This window comes from Haladaptatus sp. ZSTT2, assembly GCF_037081775.1.
GTDB lineage: Archaea > Halobacteriota > Halobacteria > Halobacteriales > Halococcaceae > QDMS2.
Genome location: NZ_JBAMHQ010000001.1, coordinates 2,646,059 through 2,666,879 on the forward strand (window position 1 = coordinate 2,646,059; position 20,821 = coordinate 2,666,879).

The 20,821-nt window shown below is 61.3% G+C and carries 19 protein-coding genes; 2 read left to right on the forward strand and 17 right to left on the reverse strand.

From position 1 onward, the window contains the following. The first annotated feature begins 201 nt into the window (after nt 1-201). On the forward strand, nt 202-462 hold the full coding sequence (locus V5N13_RS14490) for a DUF7520 family protein (RefSeq protein WP_332898639.1): 261 nt from the start codon (nt 202-204) through the stop codon (nt 460-462). Nucleotides 463-465: 3 nt separating this feature from the next. On the opposite strand, the gene V5N13_RS14495 is transcribed toward V5N13_RS14490, so the two are convergent. The 9 genes from V5N13_RS14495 to nuoK form a co-directional block, all read right to left on the reverse strand. After that, complete coding sequence (locus tag V5N13_RS14495) at nt 466-2,076, reverse strand: long-chain-fatty-acid--CoA ligase (RefSeq protein ID WP_336361326.1); 1,611 nt, start codon at nt 2,074-2,076, stop codon at nt 466-468. Nucleotides 2,077-2,185: 109 nt separating this feature from the next. Beyond that, entirely contained in the window at nt 2,186-4,180 is a 1,995-nt protein-coding gene (acs, locus tag V5N13_RS14500) for an acetate--CoA ligase (RefSeq protein ID WP_336361327.1), read from the reverse strand. A gap of 228 nt (nt 4,181-4,408) precedes the next feature. After that, the gene (locus V5N13_RS14505) at nt 4,409-6,109 is read right to left on the reverse strand and encodes a methylmalonyl-CoA mutase family protein (protein ID WP_336361328.1); all 1,701 of its coding nucleotides are present in this window, start codon (nt 6,107-6,109) and stop codon (nt 4,409-4,411) included. A gap of 60 nt (nt 6,110-6,169) precedes the next feature. Beyond that, entirely contained in the window at nt 6,170-6,970 is an 801-nt protein-coding gene (locus V5N13_RS14510; protein ID WP_336361329.1) for a CBS pair associated ParBc domain-containing protein, read from the reverse strand. A gap of 39 nt (nt 6,971-7,009) precedes the next feature. Next, the gene (locus V5N13_RS14515; RefSeq protein WP_336361330.1) at nt 7,010-8,488 is read right to left on the reverse strand and encodes a DHH family phosphoesterase; all 1,479 of its coding nucleotides are present in this window, start codon (nt 8,486-8,488) and stop codon (nt 7,010-7,012) included. 103 nt (nt 8,489-8,591) lie between these two features. Next, nucleotides 8,592-10,067: an NADH-quinone oxidoreductase subunit N gene (locus V5N13_RS14520; protein WP_332898645.1), complete on the reverse strand. Its 1,476-nt coding sequence runs from the start codon at nt 10,065-10,067 to the stop codon at nt 8,592-8,594. Then, nucleotides 10,068-11,591, reverse strand: coding sequence for a complex I subunit 4 family protein (locus V5N13_RS14525; RefSeq protein WP_336361331.1), 1,524 nt, complete (start codon nt 11,589-11,591; stop codon nt 10,068-10,070). It lies immediately after the preceding gene. Further along, nucleotides 11,592-13,607: an NADH-quinone oxidoreductase subunit L gene (gene nuoL, locus V5N13_RS14530; protein WP_336361332.1), complete on the reverse strand. Its 2,016-nt coding sequence runs from the start codon at nt 13,605-13,607 to the stop codon at nt 11,592-11,594. A 2-nt stretch (nt 13,608-13,609) separates the two neighbouring features. Beyond that, the gene (gene nuoK / locus V5N13_RS14535) at nt 13,610-13,912 is read right to left on the reverse strand and encodes an NADH-quinone oxidoreductase subunit NuoK (protein WP_336361333.1); all 303 of its coding nucleotides are present in this window, start codon (nt 13,910-13,912) and stop codon (nt 13,610-13,612) included. A gap of 23 nt (nt 13,913-13,935) precedes the next feature. Between nuoK and V5N13_RS17190 the strand changes: the two genes are divergently transcribed. Continuing rightward, complete coding sequence (locus tag V5N13_RS17190; protein ID WP_442905103.1) at nt 13,936-14,229, forward strand: DUF2563 family protein; 294 nt, start codon at nt 13,936-13,938, stop codon at nt 14,227-14,229. 26 nt (nt 14,230-14,255) lie between these two features. On the opposite strand, the gene V5N13_RS14545 is transcribed toward V5N13_RS17190, so the two are convergent. From V5N13_RS14545 to V5N13_RS14580, 8 genes are all read right to left on the reverse strand, one after another. Then, on the reverse strand, nt 14,256-14,522 hold the full coding sequence (locus V5N13_RS14545) for an NADH-quinone oxidoreductase subunit J (RefSeq protein ID WP_332898650.1): 267 nt from the start codon (nt 14,520-14,522) through the stop codon (nt 14,256-14,258). A gap of 51 nt (nt 14,523-14,573) precedes the next feature. Next, complete coding sequence (locus V5N13_RS14550; RefSeq protein WP_332898651.1) at nt 14,574-15,035, reverse strand: NuoI/complex I 23 kDa subunit family protein; 462 nt, start codon at nt 15,033-15,035, stop codon at nt 14,574-14,576. Beyond that, a complete protein-coding gene (locus V5N13_RS14555; RefSeq protein WP_332898652.1) occupies nt 15,032-16,096 on the reverse strand; it encodes a complex I subunit 1/NuoH family protein in 1,065 nt (354 codons plus the stop codon). Before V5N13_RS14555 ends, V5N13_RS14550 begins: the two co-directional genes overlap by 4 nt. Continuing rightward, nucleotides 16,096-17,766 carry an NADH-quinone oxidoreductase subunit D gene (locus V5N13_RS14560; RefSeq protein WP_336361334.1) on the reverse strand — a complete coding sequence of 557 codons (1,671 nt, stop codon included), beginning with the start codon at nt 17,764-17,766 and terminating at the stop codon, nt 16,096-16,098. Before V5N13_RS14560 ends, V5N13_RS14555 begins: the two co-directional genes overlap by 1 nt. After that, complete coding sequence (locus V5N13_RS14565) at nt 17,763-18,422, reverse strand: NADH-quinone oxidoreductase subunit B (RefSeq protein WP_442904967.1); 660 nt, start codon at nt 18,420-18,422, stop codon at nt 17,763-17,765. Before V5N13_RS14565 ends, V5N13_RS14560 begins: the two co-directional genes overlap by 4 nt. Before the next feature lie 38 nt (nt 18,423-18,460). Continuing rightward, nucleotides 18,461-18,868 carry an NADH-quinone oxidoreductase subunit A gene (locus tag V5N13_RS14570; protein WP_332898655.1) on the reverse strand — a complete coding sequence of 136 codons (408 nt, stop codon included), beginning with the start codon at nt 18,866-18,868 and terminating at the stop codon, nt 18,461-18,463. Between the two features lie 107 nt (nt 18,869-18,975). Beyond that, a complete protein-coding gene (gene purE, locus V5N13_RS14575; RefSeq protein ID WP_336361335.1) occupies nt 18,976-19,596 on the reverse strand; it encodes a 5-(carboxyamino)imidazole ribonucleotide mutase in 621 nt (206 codons plus the stop codon). Further along, nucleotides 19,593-20,750, reverse strand: coding sequence for a 5-(carboxyamino)imidazole ribonucleotide synthase (locus V5N13_RS14580; protein ID WP_336361336.1), 1,158 nt, complete (start codon nt 20,748-20,750; stop codon nt 19,593-19,595). Before V5N13_RS14580 ends, purE begins: the two co-directional genes overlap by 4 nt. Nucleotides 20,751-20,821: the final 71 nt, after the last annotated feature.

The following is a 20,821-nucleotide window of genomic DNA, read 5'->3' on the forward strand; positions in this document are numbered from 1 at the left end:
ACCGCTGAGCAGCGCGTGCGAGGGGGAGAAAACGCCGGGTAGTTGGACGCCGGTACTAGAACATCACGAGGACGAACCCGCCAAGGAACATCAACGCGGCTATCGCGCCGAGAATGAGCATCAACAGCTCTTTGTCGGACATACTCGGCGTTGGCACCGCGAGGTCAAAAGGCTAATCGTCGGTGATTCCTAAACCGGAATATGGGAAAGACGCAGACGTTCACCGGCGGTCGGCGCGTCGTCCTCACCATCTACGTCGTCGTCGTGGCAGTCGCCGCGCTCACGGGACTGATTCTCGGCACCTTCGTCGAAGGAAAACTGCTCGCACCAAAATATCTCGGCCTCATCGAGTTCCCCGCAACCCCCCTCGGACTCGCCGCCTACGGTGCGTTGACGCTCGCGACCGTCCTTGGCGTTCTCCTTGGGTTGGTCATCTACGTTTCAGACCGCTACGTCGAGTAGGGTTTACCCCTGCCCGACCATCGAATCTTGGTCGTCCCACTCCTTCTTGCGCAGTTCGTATTTTTGCACCTTCCCGGTCGCGGTGGTCGGAAGTGCGTCAACAAACTCGACGTTGTGGACGACTTTGTAGCCCGCGAGCCGTTCGCGGCAGAACGCCTCGATTTCTTCGAGGGTGATGCCCGGATTCTCCGTGTCACCGTTTGCGGGGACGATGAACGCCTTTGGCGTCTCGCCCCACTTATCGCTCGGTGCGGGAATCACGGCCACGTTGGCGATGGCGTCGTGGTCGAACAACGTGTCTTCGAGTTCGATCGAAGAGATGTTCTCCCCGCCGGAGATGATGATGTCCTTCTTGCGGTCTTGAATCGAAATCATGCCGTGTTCGTCCACGACCGCGAGGTCACCCATGTGGTAGTAGCCCTCGACGCGGTCTGTGAACGCCTCTTCGGTGGCTTCGGGCTTGTTCCAGTAGCCCTCCATAATCTGGTTGCCGCGGACGACGACCTCGCCGAGCGTTTCGTCGTCCCACGGCACGTCCTCACCGTCCGCGTCCACGACACGGATTTCGGTCCCGAGGTAGCCGATTCCCTGCCGCTTCTTGAGTCGGAAGCGGGCGTCATCGTCATCGTCGAAAAAGCTCCCGAAGTCGGAGGTGGTGATGAGCGGCCCCGTCTCGGTCGCGCCGTAGACGTGCATCAAATACCAGCCGAACTCGTCTTCGACGACCCGGAGCGTCGCCTCTGGCGGCGCGCTGCCGGCGGTGGCGACGCGTACGTCGTTGTCACCTACCGTCTCCGGCTCTGCTTCGTCGTAGTACTCCATCAGCAAGTTGAGCACCGTCGGGGCGGCGCACATGTAGGAGACGTTCTCCTCGCGGACGGTGTCGAAAATCCACTCGGCGTCGATGCCGCGGGTACAGATTTGGCGCGCGCCGTTGCCGGTGACGGAAAAGATGTGTCCCCAGCCGTTTGCGTGGAACATCGGCAGCGTCCACAGATACACGTCCTCGTCTGAGATGCGCTGGTGGTGGCTGATGAGGTAGGCGTGGAGTGTCTCACAGCGATGGGTGCGCATCACGCCCTTCGGGTCGCCGGTCGTTCCCGAGGTGTAGTTGATGGTGATGACCTCGTCTTCTGCCATCTCCGGGCGCTCGTACTCGCTCGATTCTGCGATGACGTCGTCGAACTGCTCCCAGTCGCCTTCGACGGCGTCCGCGTCGTTGGTGATGAAAATCTCGGTGGGGATGTCGTCGCGGATTTGCTCGATTTGCTCCGTGTAGGCGTGGTCTGCGTAGATGGCTTTCACGCCCGCATCGTTCAGGATGTACTCGAACTCGCGAGGGACGAGTCGGTAGTTGAGCGGCGTGTGCACCCCGCCAAGTTGCATGATGCCGTAGGCCGCTTCGAGGTGGTAGTGCGTGTTCGGGTCAAGGACGGCTACCCGGTCACCCTTTTCAACTCCGCGCGCCTGAAGTGCGGCGGAGAAGCCGTCTGCCCGGTCACCAATCTCAGCGTAGGTCAGTCGCTCTCCCGTAGTGGCGACGACCCCTTCTTTGTCTCCGTAATAGGTTCGTGCCCTATCTAAAAACTCGGTGACGAGTAGCGGATTTTCCATATGTCATGATAAAATTGGGCAAACCAAGCATAGGTTTTTCGCCTGCGGCAGGTGGTCGTCGCACCAGTCTGTGAGAGTACGCAATGAAAAAGACAGGGTGAACGTTCGCTCAGTTTGATTTGAGTTGGTCGCGGATTTTCTCCGGGACGGAAGGGTCACGAAGCGTCGTCGTGTTCCCGAGTTCTTCGTCGTTCGAGATGTTTTCGAGTAGGCGACGCATGATTTTCCCCGAGCGCGTTTTCGGCAGGTCGTCCACGAAGAGGACGTTTGCCGGGCGGGCGAACTTCCCAATCTCCTCTTCGACTGCGCCCACGATTCGCTTTCGCACGTCGTCGCCCGCCTCGACGCCCTCTCTCAGGATGACGTACACGTCCGGCACTTCGCCCTTCGCTTCGTCCTTGCGCGAGACGACGGCGGCTTCTGCCACGTCTTCGACTTCTGCGACGGCGCTTTCGAGTTCCATCGTCCCGAGGCGGTGGCCCGCGACGTTCATCACGTCGTCCAACCGCCCAAGGATGCGGAAGTAGCCGTCGCGCTCGTGAACCGCGCCGTCCCCGGCTTTGTACAGCCAGTCGCGCCAGTCGTCTGAGTCGGTGTCGGAGAAATCAGCCCAGTAGGTGCTGATGAAGCGCTCGTCGTCGCCGTACACCGTTTGGAGCATGCCGGGCCATGGCCGAGTGATGACGAGGTTGCCAGCCTGTCCCGTCGCCGGCTCTAAGAGGTCGCCCTCATCGTCTACGAGCGCGGGTTTGATGCCCGGACAGCCGACGCCCGCGCTGCCGGGTTTCATGTCTTTGAGCGCCGGGAGATTGGTGATGAGGTGGCCACCGGTCTCAGTCTGCCACCACGTATCCACGATGACGGCCTCCTCTTTGCCGACGTACTTGTAGTACCAGAGCCATGCTTCTGGCTGAATTGGTTCACCGACCGTCGTCATATGCCTAAAGGAGAAGTCGTAGTCGTCGAGGTACTGCTCGCCCCACTTCATGAACATGCGCACGGCGGTTGGCGAGGTGTGGAAGATGTCCACGTCGTACTTCTCTGCGATCTCCCACGTCCGGCTTTTGTGCGGGAAGTCGGGTGCGCCTTCGTACATCACCGAAGTCGTCCCGAGTGCGAGCGGGCCGTAGACGATGTACGTGTGGCCCGTAATCCAGCCGATGTCGGCCATACACCAGTAGGTGTCTTCGGGCTTGATATCGAGGACGTACTTCGAGGTGCCTGCCGCGTAGGCGAGATACCCGCCGGTGCGGTGCTGACAGCCCTTTGGCTGGCCCGTCGTCCCCGAGGTGTACATGAGGAACAGGGGGTCTTCTGCGTCACGGGAGACGGGGTCGACGCGCGCCCCGCGGTGATCTTCGAGGAGTTCTTCGACGCGGAGGTCACGGCCGTCTTCGAGTTCCACGTCGGGATGCAACTCGTCTTCGCGCGTCCAAACGAGCACGTTCTTGACGTCGTGGTCTGCGAGTTCCATCGCCTCGTCGGCCTTCTGTTTGTGGTTGAGCAACTCGCCACGGCGATAGTAGCCGTCAATGGTGACGACGTAGTCTGAGTTCGCGTCATCGACGCGGTCTGCGAGTGCCTGTGCGGAGAAGCCACCGAACACTTCGCTGTGTGGTGCGCCAATCCGGGCGAGCGCGAGCATCGTAATCGGCAGAGCGGGCACCATCGGCATGTGGAGGGTGACGATGTCGCCTTCCTTGACGCCGACGTCTCGCAGGAGGGACGCAAACTCGTTTACTTCGCGGTAGAGGTCTTGATACGAGATGTTTCGCTGCTCGCCGTCTTCGCCCTCCCAGAGCAGTGCGGTCTGATTTTTTCGTTCGGCTAAGTGCCGGTCGATGCAGTTGTACGAGGCGTTCAGCTTCCCACCGGTGAACCATTTGAAAAACGGCGGGTTGCTGCCGTCGAACACCTCGTCCCACGGCTCGTCCCAGTCGAGCAGGTCTGCATACTCGGAAAATGCCTCGGGGTACTCCTCATCAAATCGGTCGTAGATGCCGGGGTCGGTCTGGTTTGCCTGCCCGACGAACTTCGGAGACGGTCGGAAATAGTCCTGTTCTCGGAGTCGTGCCTCAAGTGCCTGTGAAGAATCCTTCGTCATATGGTGCCACCGTTCACCCGAAATTGGGTACACGGTGCCATAGTTCTACCGTCCGGCCAACATATGGTCGTAAACTGGGAAGAAAATTTCAAGGAGTCTGTGAATATCCGCATGCGGCGTTCGAATCACGATTCACACATCGCGCCCGAGAAATATGTTTACTATTGGATGGTTTAGCGAAAAGAAGCGGCACACCAGCGCCCACACGAGGGGGTGACCGTCCCCGAATTACGCGAGGCCGATTTTCTCTGAGTACGCGCCGTAGTGCTGTTTGAACACGTCCATAATCTCACCCATCGTGACGTAGGCTTTCACCGCGTCGATGATGGCTGGCATCACGTTCTCGCCGTTTTCAATCGCCTCGTCGAGCGCGGAGAGCGTGGCTTCGACTTCCTCGTCGTCGCGCTCTGCTTTGACTTCTGCGAGCCGGGTGAGCTGTTTTTCTTGCACTTCGTCGGAGACGTGGAGCAGTTCTGGTTCGACTTCCTCGTCGAGTTTGTACTTGTTCACGCCGACGACGATTTCCTCGCCTTTGTCCACGCGCTTTTGGTACTCGTAGGACGCCTCTTGAATCTCGCGCTGGAAGTAGCCCTGGTCGATGCCTTCGAGGACACCGTCGCGCACCGAGCCGTCGCCCATCTCCTTGATGTGCGTGATGTACTCCATCGTTTTCTCCTCCATCTCGTCGGTGAGTGCTTCGACCGCGAAACTGCCACCGAGTGGGTCGATGATGTCCGCAGCACCCGATTCGTCGGCGATGATCTGTTGGGTACGCAGCGCGACGCGAACGGCCTCTTCAGAGGGCAGGGCAAGCGCCTCGTCGTAGCTGTTGGTGTGCAGGCTCTGGGTGCCCCCGAGGACCCCCGCGAGCGCTTGGATGGTCGTGCGGATGATGTTGTTGAGCGGCTGTTGGGCGGTGAGACTCTGGCCTGCCGTCTGGGTGTGGAACTTGAGTTGTTTGCTCGCATCCAACTCCGCGCCGTACCACTCGCTCATGACGCGGGCGTAGATGCGGCGGGCGGCGCGGTACTTCGCAATCTCCTCGAAAAACGAGTTGTGCGAGTTGAAGAAAAAGGAGAGCTGTGGCGCAAAATCGTCCACATCCAAACCGCGGTCCATCGCGTCTTCGACGTAGGCGAAGCCGTCTGCGAGCGTGAAGGCGAGTTCTTGAACCGCGGTCGAACCGGCCTCACGGATGTGGTAGCCCGAGATGGAGACGGGCTTCCACTTTGGCGTCTCTTCGGCCGCGAACTCGATGGTGTCGGTCACGACATCGAGCGACGGCGCGGGCGGGATGACCCACTCTTTTTGCGCGATGAACTCTTTGAGCATATCGTTTTGCAGGGTGCCCCGGACCTGGTCGCGCGGGACGCCTTGCTTGTCCGCGAGCGCGATGTACATCGCGTAGATGACGGCGGCGCTTGGGTTGATGGTGAAACTCGTAGACACCTCATCGACCCGGATGCCGTCGAACAGTATCTCCATGTCGCGGAGCGTGTCCACGGCCACGCCCTCTTTACCGACCTCGCCGTCGCTCATCGGGTGGTCTGAGTCGAGGCCCATCAGCGACGGCATGTCGAACGCCGTCGAAAGGCCAGTCTGACCCTCTTTGATGAGGTAGTGGAAGCGTTCGTTCGTCTCCTCTGCGGTGCCGAATCCGGCGAACTGGCGCATCGTCCACGTCCGTCCGCGGTACATCGTCGGGTAGACGCCGCGGGTGAACGGCTCCTCTCCCGGCATGCCGAGGTCGGTGTCGAAGTCGGTGTCGGCAACGTCGTCCGGGGTGTAGAGGCGGTCTACTTCGAGGTTGGAGACCGTCGCAAAGCGGTCTTTGCGCTCGCCGTAGGCAGAAAGAACGGGTTCTAAGGTGTCGTCCTCCCAGCGGTCGCGCGACTCACGAATTTTTTCGAGGTCGGCATCGTCGTACATACTCGTAGGTCTGTCCGGAAATTCATTAAGATTCCGGGGTCAGCGGGCCGATTATGAAAACTATTGGAAGCGTTTGGTCGATTCGATGAGCGGATGGCGAGCGTAATCGACCACGTCGATGTCGTCGATGGTGTTGAGTCCTTCCTTTTCTGCGGTCTTCGCCATCCCGAGGTCGACCGGCGTGTCGAGGACGATGACGTAGGCGTCCATCTCGGGGATACCGAGGCGGTCTGCGGCTTTAGAGCGGTGGTGACCGTCTGCGAGCAGCAGGTCGCCGTCGTTGTCGATGACGACGAGAGGCTCTGCAAGCCCGCGTTCGAGTTCGTAGCTTCGGCCTTCCAGTTCGTCCGCATACACACGCCCCTGCGTGGGCCGGAGTTCTGCGAGCTTCACCTTCCGGCGTTCCTCGCTCACCGTGACGCCGTGGATGTTCTCTAAGGTGCGCATGAGTTTCCCCACCTTCTCGGGGGTGGCGCGTTCGATTTGACTGCGAATCACGTCGGCGTTCGAGATGATGCCCACAAGGTTGCCGGCGTCGTCTACGACTGGGAGTTTCTGAATCCCCGACCGGAGGATGACGCGGGCAGCGTCGGTCAGGTCCATCTCCGGGTGGGCGACGATGAGTTCTTGGCTCATCACCTTGAAGATGAGTTCGTCATCGTCTGCGAGCAACAGGTCGCGGGCGCTCACGAACCCCTCGACGCGGCGGCCGCTACACACCGGAAACCCGCTGTGCTCGTCACTCTCTGCGATTCGCACTGCGACTGCTTCGACCGTATCATCGGGCGAAACGGTAGCCACGTCACGAGTCATATAGTCTTTGACGCGGGGCTTGGTTCCAGCCGAGTCAGGGTCTTCCATTACCCCGACTGACGGCCGCCCGCCGCAAAAGTGTCTCGCTCACTCCTCACCGTCGAAAAACTGTTTGCCGAACTCGGGAATCGAGTACACCGACTCCACTGGCTGGCCGGGCCGCGAGGTGAGCGTATCGAAAAAGCGGTCTGTGATGACGTCGGTGAGAATCTGGCGCAACGAGTCAGCAGACCCCTCTTCTACGTCACCGAGTAAGCCAAGTGAAATCTGCGCCCCGGCCATATCCGCGTGGCCGCCCGCAGAGCCAATCTGCCCGAACGCATCGCGCAGCGTCTCCCCGAGGTCGAGATCGGTGCCACGAGCGCGCGCAGAGACGTAGACGGTGCCCTCTTTGAAGCCGTAGACAAGGGTCGTCGTGATGCCCTCCATGTTGAGCAGGTGGTCTGCGGCCTGGGCAAGCGCATCGCGGTCTGAGATGGGGCCAACCCCGCTCAACAACACGTCGCCTCGCATCTCACGTTCGTGGATGGCCCGCCCGATAATCGACAGCGTCTCTGCGCTCATACTCGGGGTTTCGAACTGGGCGAGCAGGCTGCTGTCTGCACGAGGCACGAGGAACTCGGCCGCCTCGAAATCCGCCGGTGAGATGTCACGCGAGAAGTCTTTCGTATCGACGCGAATCCCGTAGAGCAGTCCCGTCGCAACGGCCGTGTCCAGTTTGTAGCCAAGTTGCATCAGATAGTCCGTGAGCAGGGTGCTCGTCGCCCCAACGTCGCTTCGCACGTCAACAAAGCGGGCGTCGATGGGCGCGCGCGGTGGGTGGTGGTCGATGACCACGTCGACGTTCGTATCCGGGGGTAACTGGTCGTTGACGCCGGGGCGCGAGTGGTCGACGAGCGCGAACCCGGCGTACTCAGAGAGGTCGGCGCCGCGCTGGAGATTCCGTAAATCGAGGTCGAGCAGATTCACGAACGCGCGATTTTCTTGGTGGGTGATGTCACCAAAATAGACCACGTCCGCCGAACAGCCAACCGCCTGTGCAATCTTCTGGAGCGCCACGGCGCTCGCGAGCGCGTCCGGGTCAGGGTTGTCGTGGGTGACGACGGCGAGTTTGCCGGAGAGGGCTCTGAGCATCCGGACGAGCCGTCTCAGGCGCAGGCCTGTATCGCCCACACGCTCGATGATGTAGTCGGTCACGGCCGTACTCGGGTCGATGAGGGTGTCTGCGACCTCCTCAAGCGCCGTTAGTGTCTCCGCTCGGGGTTCTTCGCCCGTAAACACGGTAAGCTGTGCTTTTGGAAACGTGCGTCGGGCGGCTTTCGCGCTGGCGAGGTTTTGTCCGGGAATGTCGCTCGCAACCACGATGACATCCACCCCTTCTGCGGCATCGGCGATCGCCGTCGCGTTCGTGGGGTCTGCCAGCTTGGCGTTAATCGAATCGCTCCGAAGCGTTTCGACGCGCCGTTCTTCGTTCGTGAGCACGAGCAAGCGCCCGGAGTCGCGGCGGATGGTTTCGACTAACGAATGGCCGAACGAGCCACAGCCGAGCACCAACCGGAAAACCATGTGCCACCGTTCCCCTTCATTGGTCTAAAACCCTCCGCCTGAACAGTGATTCTCTCGAACGCTATTGCTCAGCGGCAGAAAAACGAAAGAAAGTGGAGGCGATTCAGCCAAAGAGGACGCTCGCGGCGTCCACGGCCGTGCTTGCAACCGGGTTGAACGCCGGGAGCAAGACGATGGTGATGATGGCGGCACCGACGACGGCGGCGTAGAGGCCTGCCGGGTAGCCGCTCAGTTCGCGGTCTTCAGTCGCCTCTTCTATCCACATCGCCTTGACGACGCGCGAATAGTAGTAGAGCGACAGCGCGCTGTTTATCGCACCGAAGGCGGCGAGCCACCAGAAGCCCGCGCCGACGGCGGCGGCGAACAGCACGTACTTAGAGAGGAAGCCTGCGCCGATTGGGAGGCCAGCGAGGCTGAACAGGAACACGGTCATCGCGGCGCAGGCGAGTGGTGCCTGCTTGCCGAGACCGTTGAAGTCCTCGAATTTGCGACCAATGCCCCAGTGCTCGGTCATGGCGATGAACAGGAACGCGCCCGTGTTCATGAAGCCGTAGACGAGCAAGTGCATCATCGACGCCCCGAGAACGAGGTCGTTTTGCCCGCCGCTTGTAAGGGCGGCGAGCCCGATGAGGACGTAGCCTGCGTGGCCAATCGAGGAGTACGCGAGCATCCGTTTGACGTTCTCCTGGACCGCGGCGGCGAAGTTCCCGAGCGTCATCGTGACGATAGCGAGAATCTGGAAGGCGAGCACCCAATCGACGGGCACCGTTTCCAGCGGGAAGGCTTCGACGAACACGCGGAAGGCGACCACGAACCCGGCGGCCTTCGAGGCCGACGAGAGGAAGCCCGAGATTGGCGCAGGTGCGCCCTCGTATGCCTCCGGCGCCCAGAAGTGGAACGGGACGCTCGCGGTCTTGAACGCGAAGCCGCCGAGCACCATCAGCACACCGAGGCCGAGGATGCCAACGAACTCCGTGTTTGCGGCTGCCTCAGCGATTGCGCCGAACTGCAGTGCGCCGGTCGCCGCGTAGACGAGGCTGATACCGTAGGCGAACACCGCAGACGACAGCGCGCCGATGAGGAAGTACTTGAGGCCTGCTTCGACGCTGCCACGGTTCTTTTTCAAGAACGAGACGAGCGCGTACGATGGCAGGCTGGCGAGTTCGAGCGCGACGAACGCCGTCGCGAGGCTGTTCGCAGACGCCATGAGCGACATGCCCATCGCGGCCAGCAGGACGAGGATGTAGTACTCGGCCTGATTTTTGTGGCCACGGAGGTAGTCGTAGCTGGCGAGCGAGACCATCGCGGCGACGCTCGTGAAGATGAACCCGAAGAACAGGCTCATCCCGTCGATAACGAGCTGGTCACCGTAGAGCGACAGCGGCTGGGTCACGATGTCCGTCGCCGTGAACAGGTAGCCCGTTCCGGCGAGCGACAACAGCGCGCCAGCCGTCGCGATGCCTGCGAGGCGACCGTCATCAGCTTTGTCCGGCGTCAGGCTGTCGAACAGGAACAACAGCGTCGCGGCGACGCCGAGGATGACCACCGGCGAGAGCGCCAGTGCGGTAGAGACCGCCATTTAGGCACCCCCTCCGACGACGAGAATCGGACGAATTGCGTCTTGAATCATCTGCATGAAGATGTCTGGTGCGACACCGAGTGCGATGATGAGGATGAGGAGCACGGCGAGCGGCGCAACGTCGTGGAACGGCGCTGGCGTGACCTCATAATCCGTTTCGAGCCGGAACGACCCGAACAGGGTACGCTGCATCGCAAACAGCAGGTAGCCTGCGACGATGACGATACCGAACATCGCAAGCGAGGTGAAGATTGGCGACCCCGGGAACGCGTTGAACGCGCCGAGGAAGATGAACAGTTCGCCCGCGAAGCCAGCCATCAGCGGCAGGCCCATGTAGGCGAACGCGGCGGCGACGAGGATGCCAACCGTCCACGGCATCCGGTCTGCGAGCCCGGACATGTCTGCGACCATCCGGGTGTGGGTGGTGTTGTAGATGACACCGACCGCCATGAACATCAGCCCCGAGATGAGGCCGTGTGCAATCATCTGGAACGTCGCGCCGCCGACACCGTAGACGGTGTAGGCAACGAGTCCGAGGATGACGTAGCCCATCGAAGACACCGAAGAGTACGCAACGATGCGCTTCAGGTCTTGTTGGGCAAGCGCGAGCATCGCGCCGTAGATGACGCTGACAACCGCAAACACGGCGATAATCGACGCCGCGCCGCGAGCCACGTCAGCGAGCATGGTGAAGTTGAATCGGAGCAGGGCGTACGTCCCCATCTTCAGGAGGACGCCAGCCAGCATGACTGAGACGGGCGTGGGGGCCTCGACGTGAGCGTCGGGCAGCCACGTGTGGACCGGGACGACCGGCACCTTCACCGCGAAGCCAGCGAACATGGCGAAGAAGGCGAGCGCCTTCAGCGTGCCCGGCGCGATGCCACCGACCGAGCCGAGTTCACCGGCGCGAAGCGCCTGTGCGACTTCCGGCAGGCCGAGGGTGGTGACGGAGTCACCGAGGCCGAACACTAGCGCCATGAAGCCGATGAACATCACCAGCGAGGCGACGTTGGTGTAGACGAAGAACTTGATTGCGGCGTACTTCCGGCGTGGGCCGCCCCAGACACCGATGAGGAAGTACATCGGGATGAGGACGGCTTCCCAGAAGATGAACCAGACGAAGAAGTCCAGTGCCGCGAACACGCCGATGAGGCTCGCTTCCATGAGCAACATCAGGCCGTAGAACTGTGACTGACGTTCGTCGATTGGCGTCCACGCGCTCACGATTGCGAGCGTCGTGAGCACTGTCGTGAGCACGAACAGCGGCATACTGATGCCGTCTAAGCCGACGTGCCACGTCAGGTCCCACGGGCCGAGGGAAACCCACTGGGCGTTCGTCTCATACGCGAGCGTCCCGCCGAGCAGTGCGTTGCCCGAGCCATCGAAGTTCAAATACATCCAGAGACTGCCGACCACAGGGAGCAGACTGACGGCGAACGCCAGCTTTCCTGCGACCTTATCCGGCGCGAGGAACGTCAGGAGCGCGCCGACGAGCGTTACGCCGAGTAGCAATTCAATCATCATCTAGAACCAACCTCCTGTGATGCCGAGGACGACCAGCAGGGCGACCAGCCCAACCGTGAGCAAGGTCGCGTAGTTGCTGACCACACCCGTCTGCACCCGGCGGACGCGGTTGCCGGAAAACAGACTCACGCTGGAGACGCCGTTGACGACGCCATCGACGACGCCGTTGTCGAACTTGTCGGCGGCGCGAGCGAGCGGGAGGGTGAGTCCCGTTGCGAGCCAGACCTGGTATTCGTCCTGGTAGTAGTTGTTGTACAGGAGCGTCTTGATGCTCCCGAGTTTGTCGGTGTGCTCGACTGGGACGGGCACGTTGTAGAGCGAGTATGCCAGTCCTGCGCCCGCGAGGGCGAGGGCGAGCGAGACTGCGCCAGCCGCGATGGACGGAATCTCCGCCGCGCTGTAGCCAGCGAAGTCGTGGAGCAACTCACCGTAGTGGTGTGCGCTGAGCCCGCTTGCGAAGCCTTCCTCTAAGTCGAGCCAACTGTGGAGGAACTCGATGTGCAGGCCAGTGAGGTCTGCCACCGGTGTCATGTTGACGAGCCCGATGGTCGCTGCGAGAATCCCGAGCACGACGAGCGGGAACTTGACGTTCCAGTGGATGCCGTGTGGGTCGCGGGCGAGGTCAGACCGCGGCTCACCGTGGAAGGTGAGGAACACCATGCGGAAGGTGTAGAAGCCGGTGAAGAACACCGCGATGAGCCCCATCGCGTACGCGAGGAGCAACACCGGGCTGTTCAGGCCGTGAATGAGCGCCTCGTAGAGCACCTCGTCTTTCGACCAAAACCCGGCGAACGGGACGATGCCCGCGAGGGCGAGCGACCCTGAAAGGAACGTCCAGTAGGTGACTGGCATTTTGTCTTTCAGGCCACCCATGTCCCACATGTTCTCGTTGTGGTGCATCGCGATGATGACCGCACCAGCGCCGAGGAACAGCAGTGCCTTGAAGAAGGCGTGGGTGAGCAGGTGGAAGACACCGGCGACGTAGCCACCGGCACCCAGTCCGAGCATGATGTAGCCGTACTGGGAGATGGTGGAGTACGCGAGCACCTGCTTGATTTCGCGCTTTACGACGCCCATCGTCGCCGCGAACAGTGCGGTGAAGCCACCGACGAGCGCGATGACGGCGAGTGCCGTTGGCGAGAGCGCGTAGAAGCCGTACATCCGGGCAACGAGGTACACACCGGCTGCGACCATCGTCGCCGCGTGAATGAGTGCGGAAACGGGCGTTGGGCCTTCCATCGCGTCCGGCAGCCACGTGTGGAACGGGAACTGCGCGGACTTGCCCATCACGCCACCGAGGACGAGCAGGCCGAGGATGGTGAACCACATCTCAGGCGAGAAGCCGAACGTTTCGACCGTCTCCTCACCGAGGAGCACCTGCTCTGCGATGTGCGGGAAGCTCTCGGAACCGGCGAACGCGGCCGTGCCGAAGGTCGCGAAGATGGCGACCACGCCAATGAGGAAGAAGTAGTCACCAAAGCGGGTGACGAGGAACGCCTTCTTCGCGGCGGATGGTGGCCCGTCTTCGCGGAACCAGAAGCCAATGAGCAGGTACGAACACAGCCCGACCAGCTCGAAGAACATGAACGCCATGAGCAGGTTGTTCGCAAACACGAACCCAAGCATGGACGCCGTGAACAGGCCGAGGCCGGCGTAGTAGCGTGGGAGTCCCGTCTCGCCCTCGTCGTTCATGTAGCCCAGACTGAAGATGTGGACCAAGAACGCCACCAGCGACACGATGACGAGCATCATCGCAGACAGTGGGTCGAGCAGCAAGCCGAGGTGCAGGCTAAAGGTGTCCTGTCCCGCGACGAACGTGTAGAGATTTTCGTTGAACGCTTCGCCGCCTGCCACCGTGAGGAACACCCACAGCGACAGCAGCAGCGACCCCGCGGTCGCAAAGATTCCTGCGAGCGCGCCGCGCTTTGGCATGTACTTGCCAAAGAACAGTGCTACGAGGAACGATGCGAACGGGAGTGCCGCAATTGCCGGAGCAAATTCGAATACACCTGCCATAATTACCACCTCATCGTCGTCGCTTTGGTCACGTCGACGTCGCGGAAGTTACGGTAGAGCACCAGGATGATGCCGATGCCGACCGCCACTTCCGCGGCGGCGATGGCGATCGTGAACAGGCTAAACACCTGCCCCGTAACGTTCCCCCACTGCGCCGAGAACGCGACGAAATTGATGTTCGCGGCGTTCAGCATCAGCTCGATCGACATGAGGAACACAAGTGCGTTCCGTCGGGTGAGGATGCCGAACAGACCGATACAGAACACGGCGGCCGAAAGCAGGAGGTAGTACTGGGCCGGAACCATCAGTCGTCAGCCTCCTGTTCTGTCTGTTTGCCGCCGGGCTTGAACGCGCGTCCGAAGGCCTCACCTTCGTCGCGGCGTCCGAGCATGACCGCGCCAACGAGCGCCGCCACGAGCGCCAAGTCGATAATCTCGAACGCCACGAGGAAGCTCTCACTGTCGTGGGATGCGAGGTCGACGAGGTCGAACATGGCGTAACCGATAGACGCCGTAATCGAACCGTCACCAAAGCCGGTTGGCTCTGGGAAGGATGCGGTCAAGAAAACGGCAGCCATCACGCCAAAGAGCGCGACGGCAGCCAGCCCCGGAGCAAGGTGTGAACCGAGCTTAAAGCGGGGTTTGCTTGTCATGCGTTACTCACCTCCGTTTGCTGTGCGCGCGTGAGCATGACGGCGAACGTGATGAGGATGAGAACCCCGCCGACGTAGACGAGGATTTGCATCGCTGCGAGGAACTCCGCCTGCAGCATCACGTAATGGACCGCCACGCTCAACAGCGCCATCCCGAGCAGGAGTGCAGAATGCCACACGTCCCGCGCGAGGACAACGCCGAGGCTGCTGCCCACGGTGATGAGGGCGAACAGCGCGAACGCGAGTGTCTCGTAGATTGCCATTGATTTGTTGTGCGTGTTGCGTCCGTTAGCCACCCGGACGCGAGGTGTGGTTTACTGGTAGTCGACTTCGCCCTCGCCCTCGCCAATCCAGACGCCGCGGTCTGGTTCGCGGGACTTGAGGGGGTCGATGTCCTTGTACCACGGGACGTTTTTCAGCTGTTCCATGTTGTACGCCAGGTCGTCTTTCGTGTCACCCGTGAACTCGAAGTTCTGGGTGAGGATGATGGCGTCAACGGGGCAGACTTCCTCACAGAGTCGGCAGTAGATACACTGGCCGATGTGGAGGTTGTACTGTTCGCCGTTGCGCTTGTCGTCCGTGACAATCTGAATCGTGTCGTTCGGACAGACGTTCTCACACTGGCGACACCAGATACAGCGCTCCTGGCTGAACTTGTGAACACCACGGAATCGTGGGCTCACTTCGGGTTCGACGTCGGGGTATTCGACCGTGAACGTCGAGCCGTCCAGGGCGTGTTTCATCGTTGCTGCCATCGATTTGAGTAAGCCAATCATGCAATCACACCCACAATGACGGCGGTCAGGACGAGGTTCGCGAACGAAAGCACGAGCATCCCTTTCCAGCCGATTTCAATCATCTGGTCGATACGGACACGCGGAATCGCGGCGCGGAACCACTGGGTGAGCAAGAACACAGCCCAAATCTTCACGACGAACCAGATGAACCCGAGACTGTCTGGGCCGGGGCCTGCTGGGCCGCCGAGGAAGAGCGTCGCGATGATTGCGCCGCCGAGGAAGATGTGCAGGAACTCACCGAGGTACATCAGCACGAAGTACACGCTGGAGTACTCAGTCTGGTAGCCTGCGACGATCTCGGTCGGTGCCTCTGGCGTGTCGAACGGGTTCCGTCCGACTTCTGCGAGGTTCGCCACGATGAACAACACGAATGCGAACGGGTTGAGGAAGGCGAACCACGCGGGAATTGCGAAGCCGCCGATGGTGACGAGCGTCTCCTGTTGGGCGGCGACGATGCCGCTCATCTGGAGCGTGCCTGCGAAGATAACGACGGAGGCTGCCGTCACGACGAGCGGAATCTCGTAGGCGAGGTTCTGCGCGACGGCGCGGAGGCCACCGAGCAGGGAGTACTTGTTGTTAGACGCGTAGCCGGCCATGACGAGGCCGAGCGACGCGAGCGAGGAAACCGCAAACACGTACGCAAGCCCCGTTTCGGGGTCTGCGAGTTGAATGCCGCTTCCCATTGGGATGACCGCGAAGCCGAGCAGCGCAGAAGACGCCATGATGATGGGCGCAAGGTCCCACGCTGGACGGTCTACGCCCTCGGGGACGATGAGCTCTTTCGAGAGCAGGCGCACGGCGTCTGCCACGATGATGAGCAGGCCAAACGGCCCCACACGGTTGACTGCAATGCGGTCGGTGAACGCGGCCGTAATCTTCCGTTTCGCCCACGGCCCTGCGAGTGCCGTCATGCCGAGCATGATGTTCCCGATGAGGAACGCGGCGAGCAGCGAGGCGATGAAGTCCTGTCCGGGACCCATCTCCGAGCCGAAGCCGAGGAGTTGACCAACGGTATCTGGCAGAGTCTGCAGCAGATACATTACCGGTCCACCTCGCCAAGCACGATGTCGAGGCTGCCAAGCGTCGCAATCAGGTCAGGGATGTACTCCCCGTTGGACATCTCGGGCAGCGCCTGTAGGTTCGAGAAGCACGGACTGCGAATCTTGAACCGGGCTGGTTTGTCGGTGCCGTCAGACCGCATATAGATGCCGAGTTCGCCCTTCGCGCCTTCGACGGTGCGGTAAATCTCCGCGTCTTCGTCGGGACGCAGAGTGCGTGGCACGTTGCTCTGAATTTCGCGGTCGTCTTCTGGCCAGTCTGCTAAGAGTTCGACACACTGGTCGATGATGCGTGCAGACTGTTCGACCTCGCCCATGCGGACAAGGACGCGAGCGTAGTTGTCACAGCCGTCCATCGTCACGACGTCCCAGTCGAGTTTGTCGTAGTAGCCGTACGGGTCGTCACGACGCAGGTCGTAGTCGATACCGGAGCCACGGGCGACCGGACCGGTCACGCCGTACTGCTTTGCAACCTCAGGTTCGAGGATGCCGGTGTTGACACACCGCAGCTGGAAAATCTCGTTCGAGGTGAGTAGGTCGTGGTACTCCTCGACCTTCTCTGGGAGTTCATCGAGGAAGTCACGAATCTTGTCGAGGAACTCCTCGCGTGGCTCTGGAAGGTCCCACGCGACGCCGCCGAGGCGGAAGTAGTTGAACATCAGCCGCTGACCGGTGAGGTCTTCTAAGATGTTCTGGACGATTTCACGGTCGCGGAATGCGTATTGGAAGATGGCCGTGAAGTCGCCGTACACGTCGAGTGCGAACGTCCCGAGCGCGAGCATGTGCGAGGCGATGCGACAGAGTTCTGCGCCCATCGTCCGGATGACTTGCGCATACTCTGGCACGTCTAAGTCAGCTAAATCCTCTGCAGCGCGCGCGTAGGCCCACTCGTTTAAGAGGCCAGCAGAAATGTAGTCCCAGCGGTCTGGGTACGGCATAATCTGGTGACGGTAGGTGCCGTTCTGGCAGATTTGCTCCTCACAGCGGTGGAGATAGCCAATGTCTGGTTCGACGTCAGCGACCTGCTCGCCGTCGAGGACGGTTTTCAGGTGGAGCACACCGTGGGTCGCCGGGTGGTGTGGTCCGATGTTGAGGAACATCGTGTCCGACTCACCCTGTGCGTTGTCCGGTTCGAGTGGATTTTTGTGCTTGTCGAGGGTGACAATCTGGGGTTTTTCCTGGTTGTAGTCGAGCCCAAGTGGGTGACCTTGCCAGGTCTCAGGCAGCAGAATACGCCGCATATCCGGGTGGCCCTCGTAGTTGATGCCGACGAGGTCGTACGCCTCGCGCTCGTGCCAGTCGGCCGTGCGATACGCCGCGCTACCAGTTTGGCTCACGGGGTTGTCGCGGGCCGTCGGGACGACGACACCGACTTCCTGCATCGGGGCGTCGTACTTGCGGAGGTGGTAGATGCTCTCGAAGCGGTCTTCGTACTCCTGTGCGGTGACACACGAGCAGTGGTCGAAGCCAGCCTCGACGCGGAGCGTCTGAAGCGTCTCTTCGACGGCGTCCGGACGGACGACGAAGGCGGTTGCGTTGAGATGCTCTTCGCGCCGAAGGACTTTCTCACCGAGCAGATCTTCGAGCGCGTCGTAATCGACAGCGCCACCGGGCAGTTCACCGACGTCCGGAGTTGGTTCCTCCAAACTCATGGTGAATCGGCCCAGTTGTAGCGCATGACGAGCTGGTCTTCGTCGATTTGTTCTGAAAGCTTGTCTACGATTTCGTCACGCTCTAAGTCGCCGAACTGTTCGAGTTCGTACGGCTTGACCGTGACCGGGCTGGTTTCGCCGTTTGCGATGCGCTCTTGGAGCTTTGCGATGCCGTAGATGAGCGCCTCGGGACGCGGTGGGCAGCCGGGGACGTGGATGTCCACCGGGATGACCTCTTCTGCGCCCTTGATGACGTTGTAGCCCTCTTGGAACGGTCCACCGGAGATGGTGCACGACCCCATGCCGACGACGAACTTCGGTTCTGGCATCTGGTCGTAGACGCGCTTCATCCGGGGGGCGAACTTCGAGACGATGGTACCGGGGACGATAATCACGTCCGCCTGACGCGGCGACGCACGCGGCACACCCGCACCGAAGCGGTCAAGGTCGTGCTTGATTGCGTACGTGTGCATCATCTCGATGCTGCAGCAGGCGATACCGAACTGCAGCATGAACATCGAGGAGCCCCGAACCCAGTTCATGAACTTGTCGAACTTGGTGAGGATGAACGGGGTCGAGCCGAACGCTTCTCGAAGGGTAGAGTTGAAGCGAGCGTCGACGCCGTCGCCCATACGGGCCTCCTGGGTTGTTTGCATCTCTGTACCTGTCGCCGTGTTCTGTGGCTGATTACTCATTAGTGGTCCACCCGCGATTGTTCAGCCCGTGGGCTTTTGACCCACTGCACTGCGCCCTTGCGCCACGCCCACGCGAGGCCGACGACGAGGACCCCGATGAAGACAAGCATCGGCGCGAGCGCCTTTGCCAACCCGGCGTTGGCGACGGCGTCACGGTAGATGACCGTCCAAGGGAAGATGAGGACAGTCTCGATGTCGAAAACGACGAACAGCAACGCAACCATGTAGTACTGAATGTTAAACCGGATGCGTGTGTTCCCCGTCGGGATCTCGCCGCTCTCGTAGACGGCGCGTTTTCCTTGCTCAGGCACACTTGGGCGGAGCAGGCTCGACACTGCCATCATACCGAGAGGGATGCCGACCCCGACCACCGCAAGTGCGCCGATCGCTATCCATGGATTGCTCATACCGTTATCTCCTATCGTTCGGCGGTTGGGAACGCACCCATATAAGGGTTGATTCTTGCCGTTCTCCCCGAAAAAACAGTGCTCAGTGACCGGAATTGCCGGTTCGCTTACTCAGTGTCGCGAGCCGCCCTGAACGCCGGTGTTCCCTGATCGTGCAATTTCCGCGAGACGGCGGCCACATCGGTCTGGAGATTGTCGTGATACTCGATAAGTTTCTGTTCTAACTCGGGCGACGACCGGGCGAGCAGTTGGGCCGCAGACAGCCCAGCGTTGAACGACTTCCCGGCATCGACCGCGACGATGGGCGCGCCCGTTGGCATCCCAATCACCGAGTCCACCGACTTCTCTTGGACGGGGACGCCGATCACCGGAATCGGGTAGGCGAGCGACGCCGTCATGTTCGGGAGGTCCGCAGATTTCCCGCCTGCCCCGGCGATAATCACGTCGAGCCCGCGTTCGCGTGCGGTCTGGGCGTACGCGTACATCAACTCGGGCGTCCGGTGGGCCGAAATCACATACGTTTCGAAGGTGAACTCCGCCTCCGGCGGCTTCTCGTAATCGGTGACTTCGGCAAAGCCGAGGCCAGTGAGCGCTTCGTGTGCGCCAGCCATTACGTCGAGGTCCGAGTCAGACCCCATGATGATGCCCACGTCGGGCGTGTTTGCTTGGTCGAGCTGTGCTTCGCGTTCGAACTGGTCGATGAGGTCTTGGACTGCGTCGACGGTCATTGGGTGAAGGTGAGGTGGTCGCGGATGGTTCTGATGTGGGCTAACAGGTCGTCGCCAGCTTCGTTCTCGTTGCCAATCAAGGTGAGGTGTCCCATCTTCCGGAGCGGGCGCACCTCACGTTTCCCGTACCAGTGGAGGCTGACGCCGGGTTCTGCGAGCGCGGTTTCGACCCCTGAGAGTGCTGCGCGTTCTGGTTCTGCAACATCCCCGAGGATGTTCGCAGAGACGGTCGGACAGCGCAGTTCTGTAGAGCCAAGCGGCAGGCCGACCACAGCGCGGGCGTGCTGTTCGAACTGTGAGGTCACCGCGCCCTCGATGGTCCAGTGGCCGGAGTTGTGCGGGCGTGGGGCGATTTCGTTTACGAGAATCTCGCCGTCTGCGGTCTCGAACAGTTCGATGCCGTAGACGCCACGTCCTTCGAGAATTTCAAGGACGGATTCGGCCACGTCGTGCGCTCGCGCCAATACGGCGTCGGAAGCGCGTGCTGGGACGACGGTTTCGCGGAGAATCTCCTCTTCGTGGACGTTCTCTCCGGCGGTGTAGGTCGCCACTTCGTCTGTGCCTTTCACGGCAATCACGGAGATCTCGCGGACGAACTCGACCATCTCCTCTACGAGCGCGTCGCCGCCGACTTCGTCGAGCACTTCCGCTGCGTGGTCGGCCGATTCGACGGGCAGGTTTCCGCGGCCGTCGTAGCCGCCTTCCCGGGCTTTCACCATCGCCGGATACCCGAACTCCTCGCACGCCTCGCGGAGTTCGTCTGCGTCCGCGACGGCTTTGAAATCGGGCACCGGAACGCCGTGGTCTGCGAGCCGGGTGTTCTGGACGAACTTGTCCTGAATCACGCGCAGGGTGTCCGGTGTCGGATGCACCGGAATGTCGAACTCCTCTCGCACGTCGTCTAGCACGTCCGGGTCTGCGAGTTCGATTTCGAAGGTGAGCACGTCGGCGCGGCGGGCGAGTTCGCGCATCGCTTCGGGATCGTCAAAGTCACCAACGAGCGTGTCGCGGACGGTTGGGGCCGCCGGGGGGTCTGGGGTCGGGTCGGAGACGATGACTTCGATGCCGAGTGGAGCCGCCGCCTCGCCAATCATGCGCCCGAGCTGCCCACCGCCGACGATGCCGAGCGTCGGGCCGGGTGACGTGAGTTTCATCAGTTATCCGGCGTTTTCGATGGAGGTAGAATAAGCGTTGTCACCTTGGGTCGCAAGTGGGGAGACGGTCG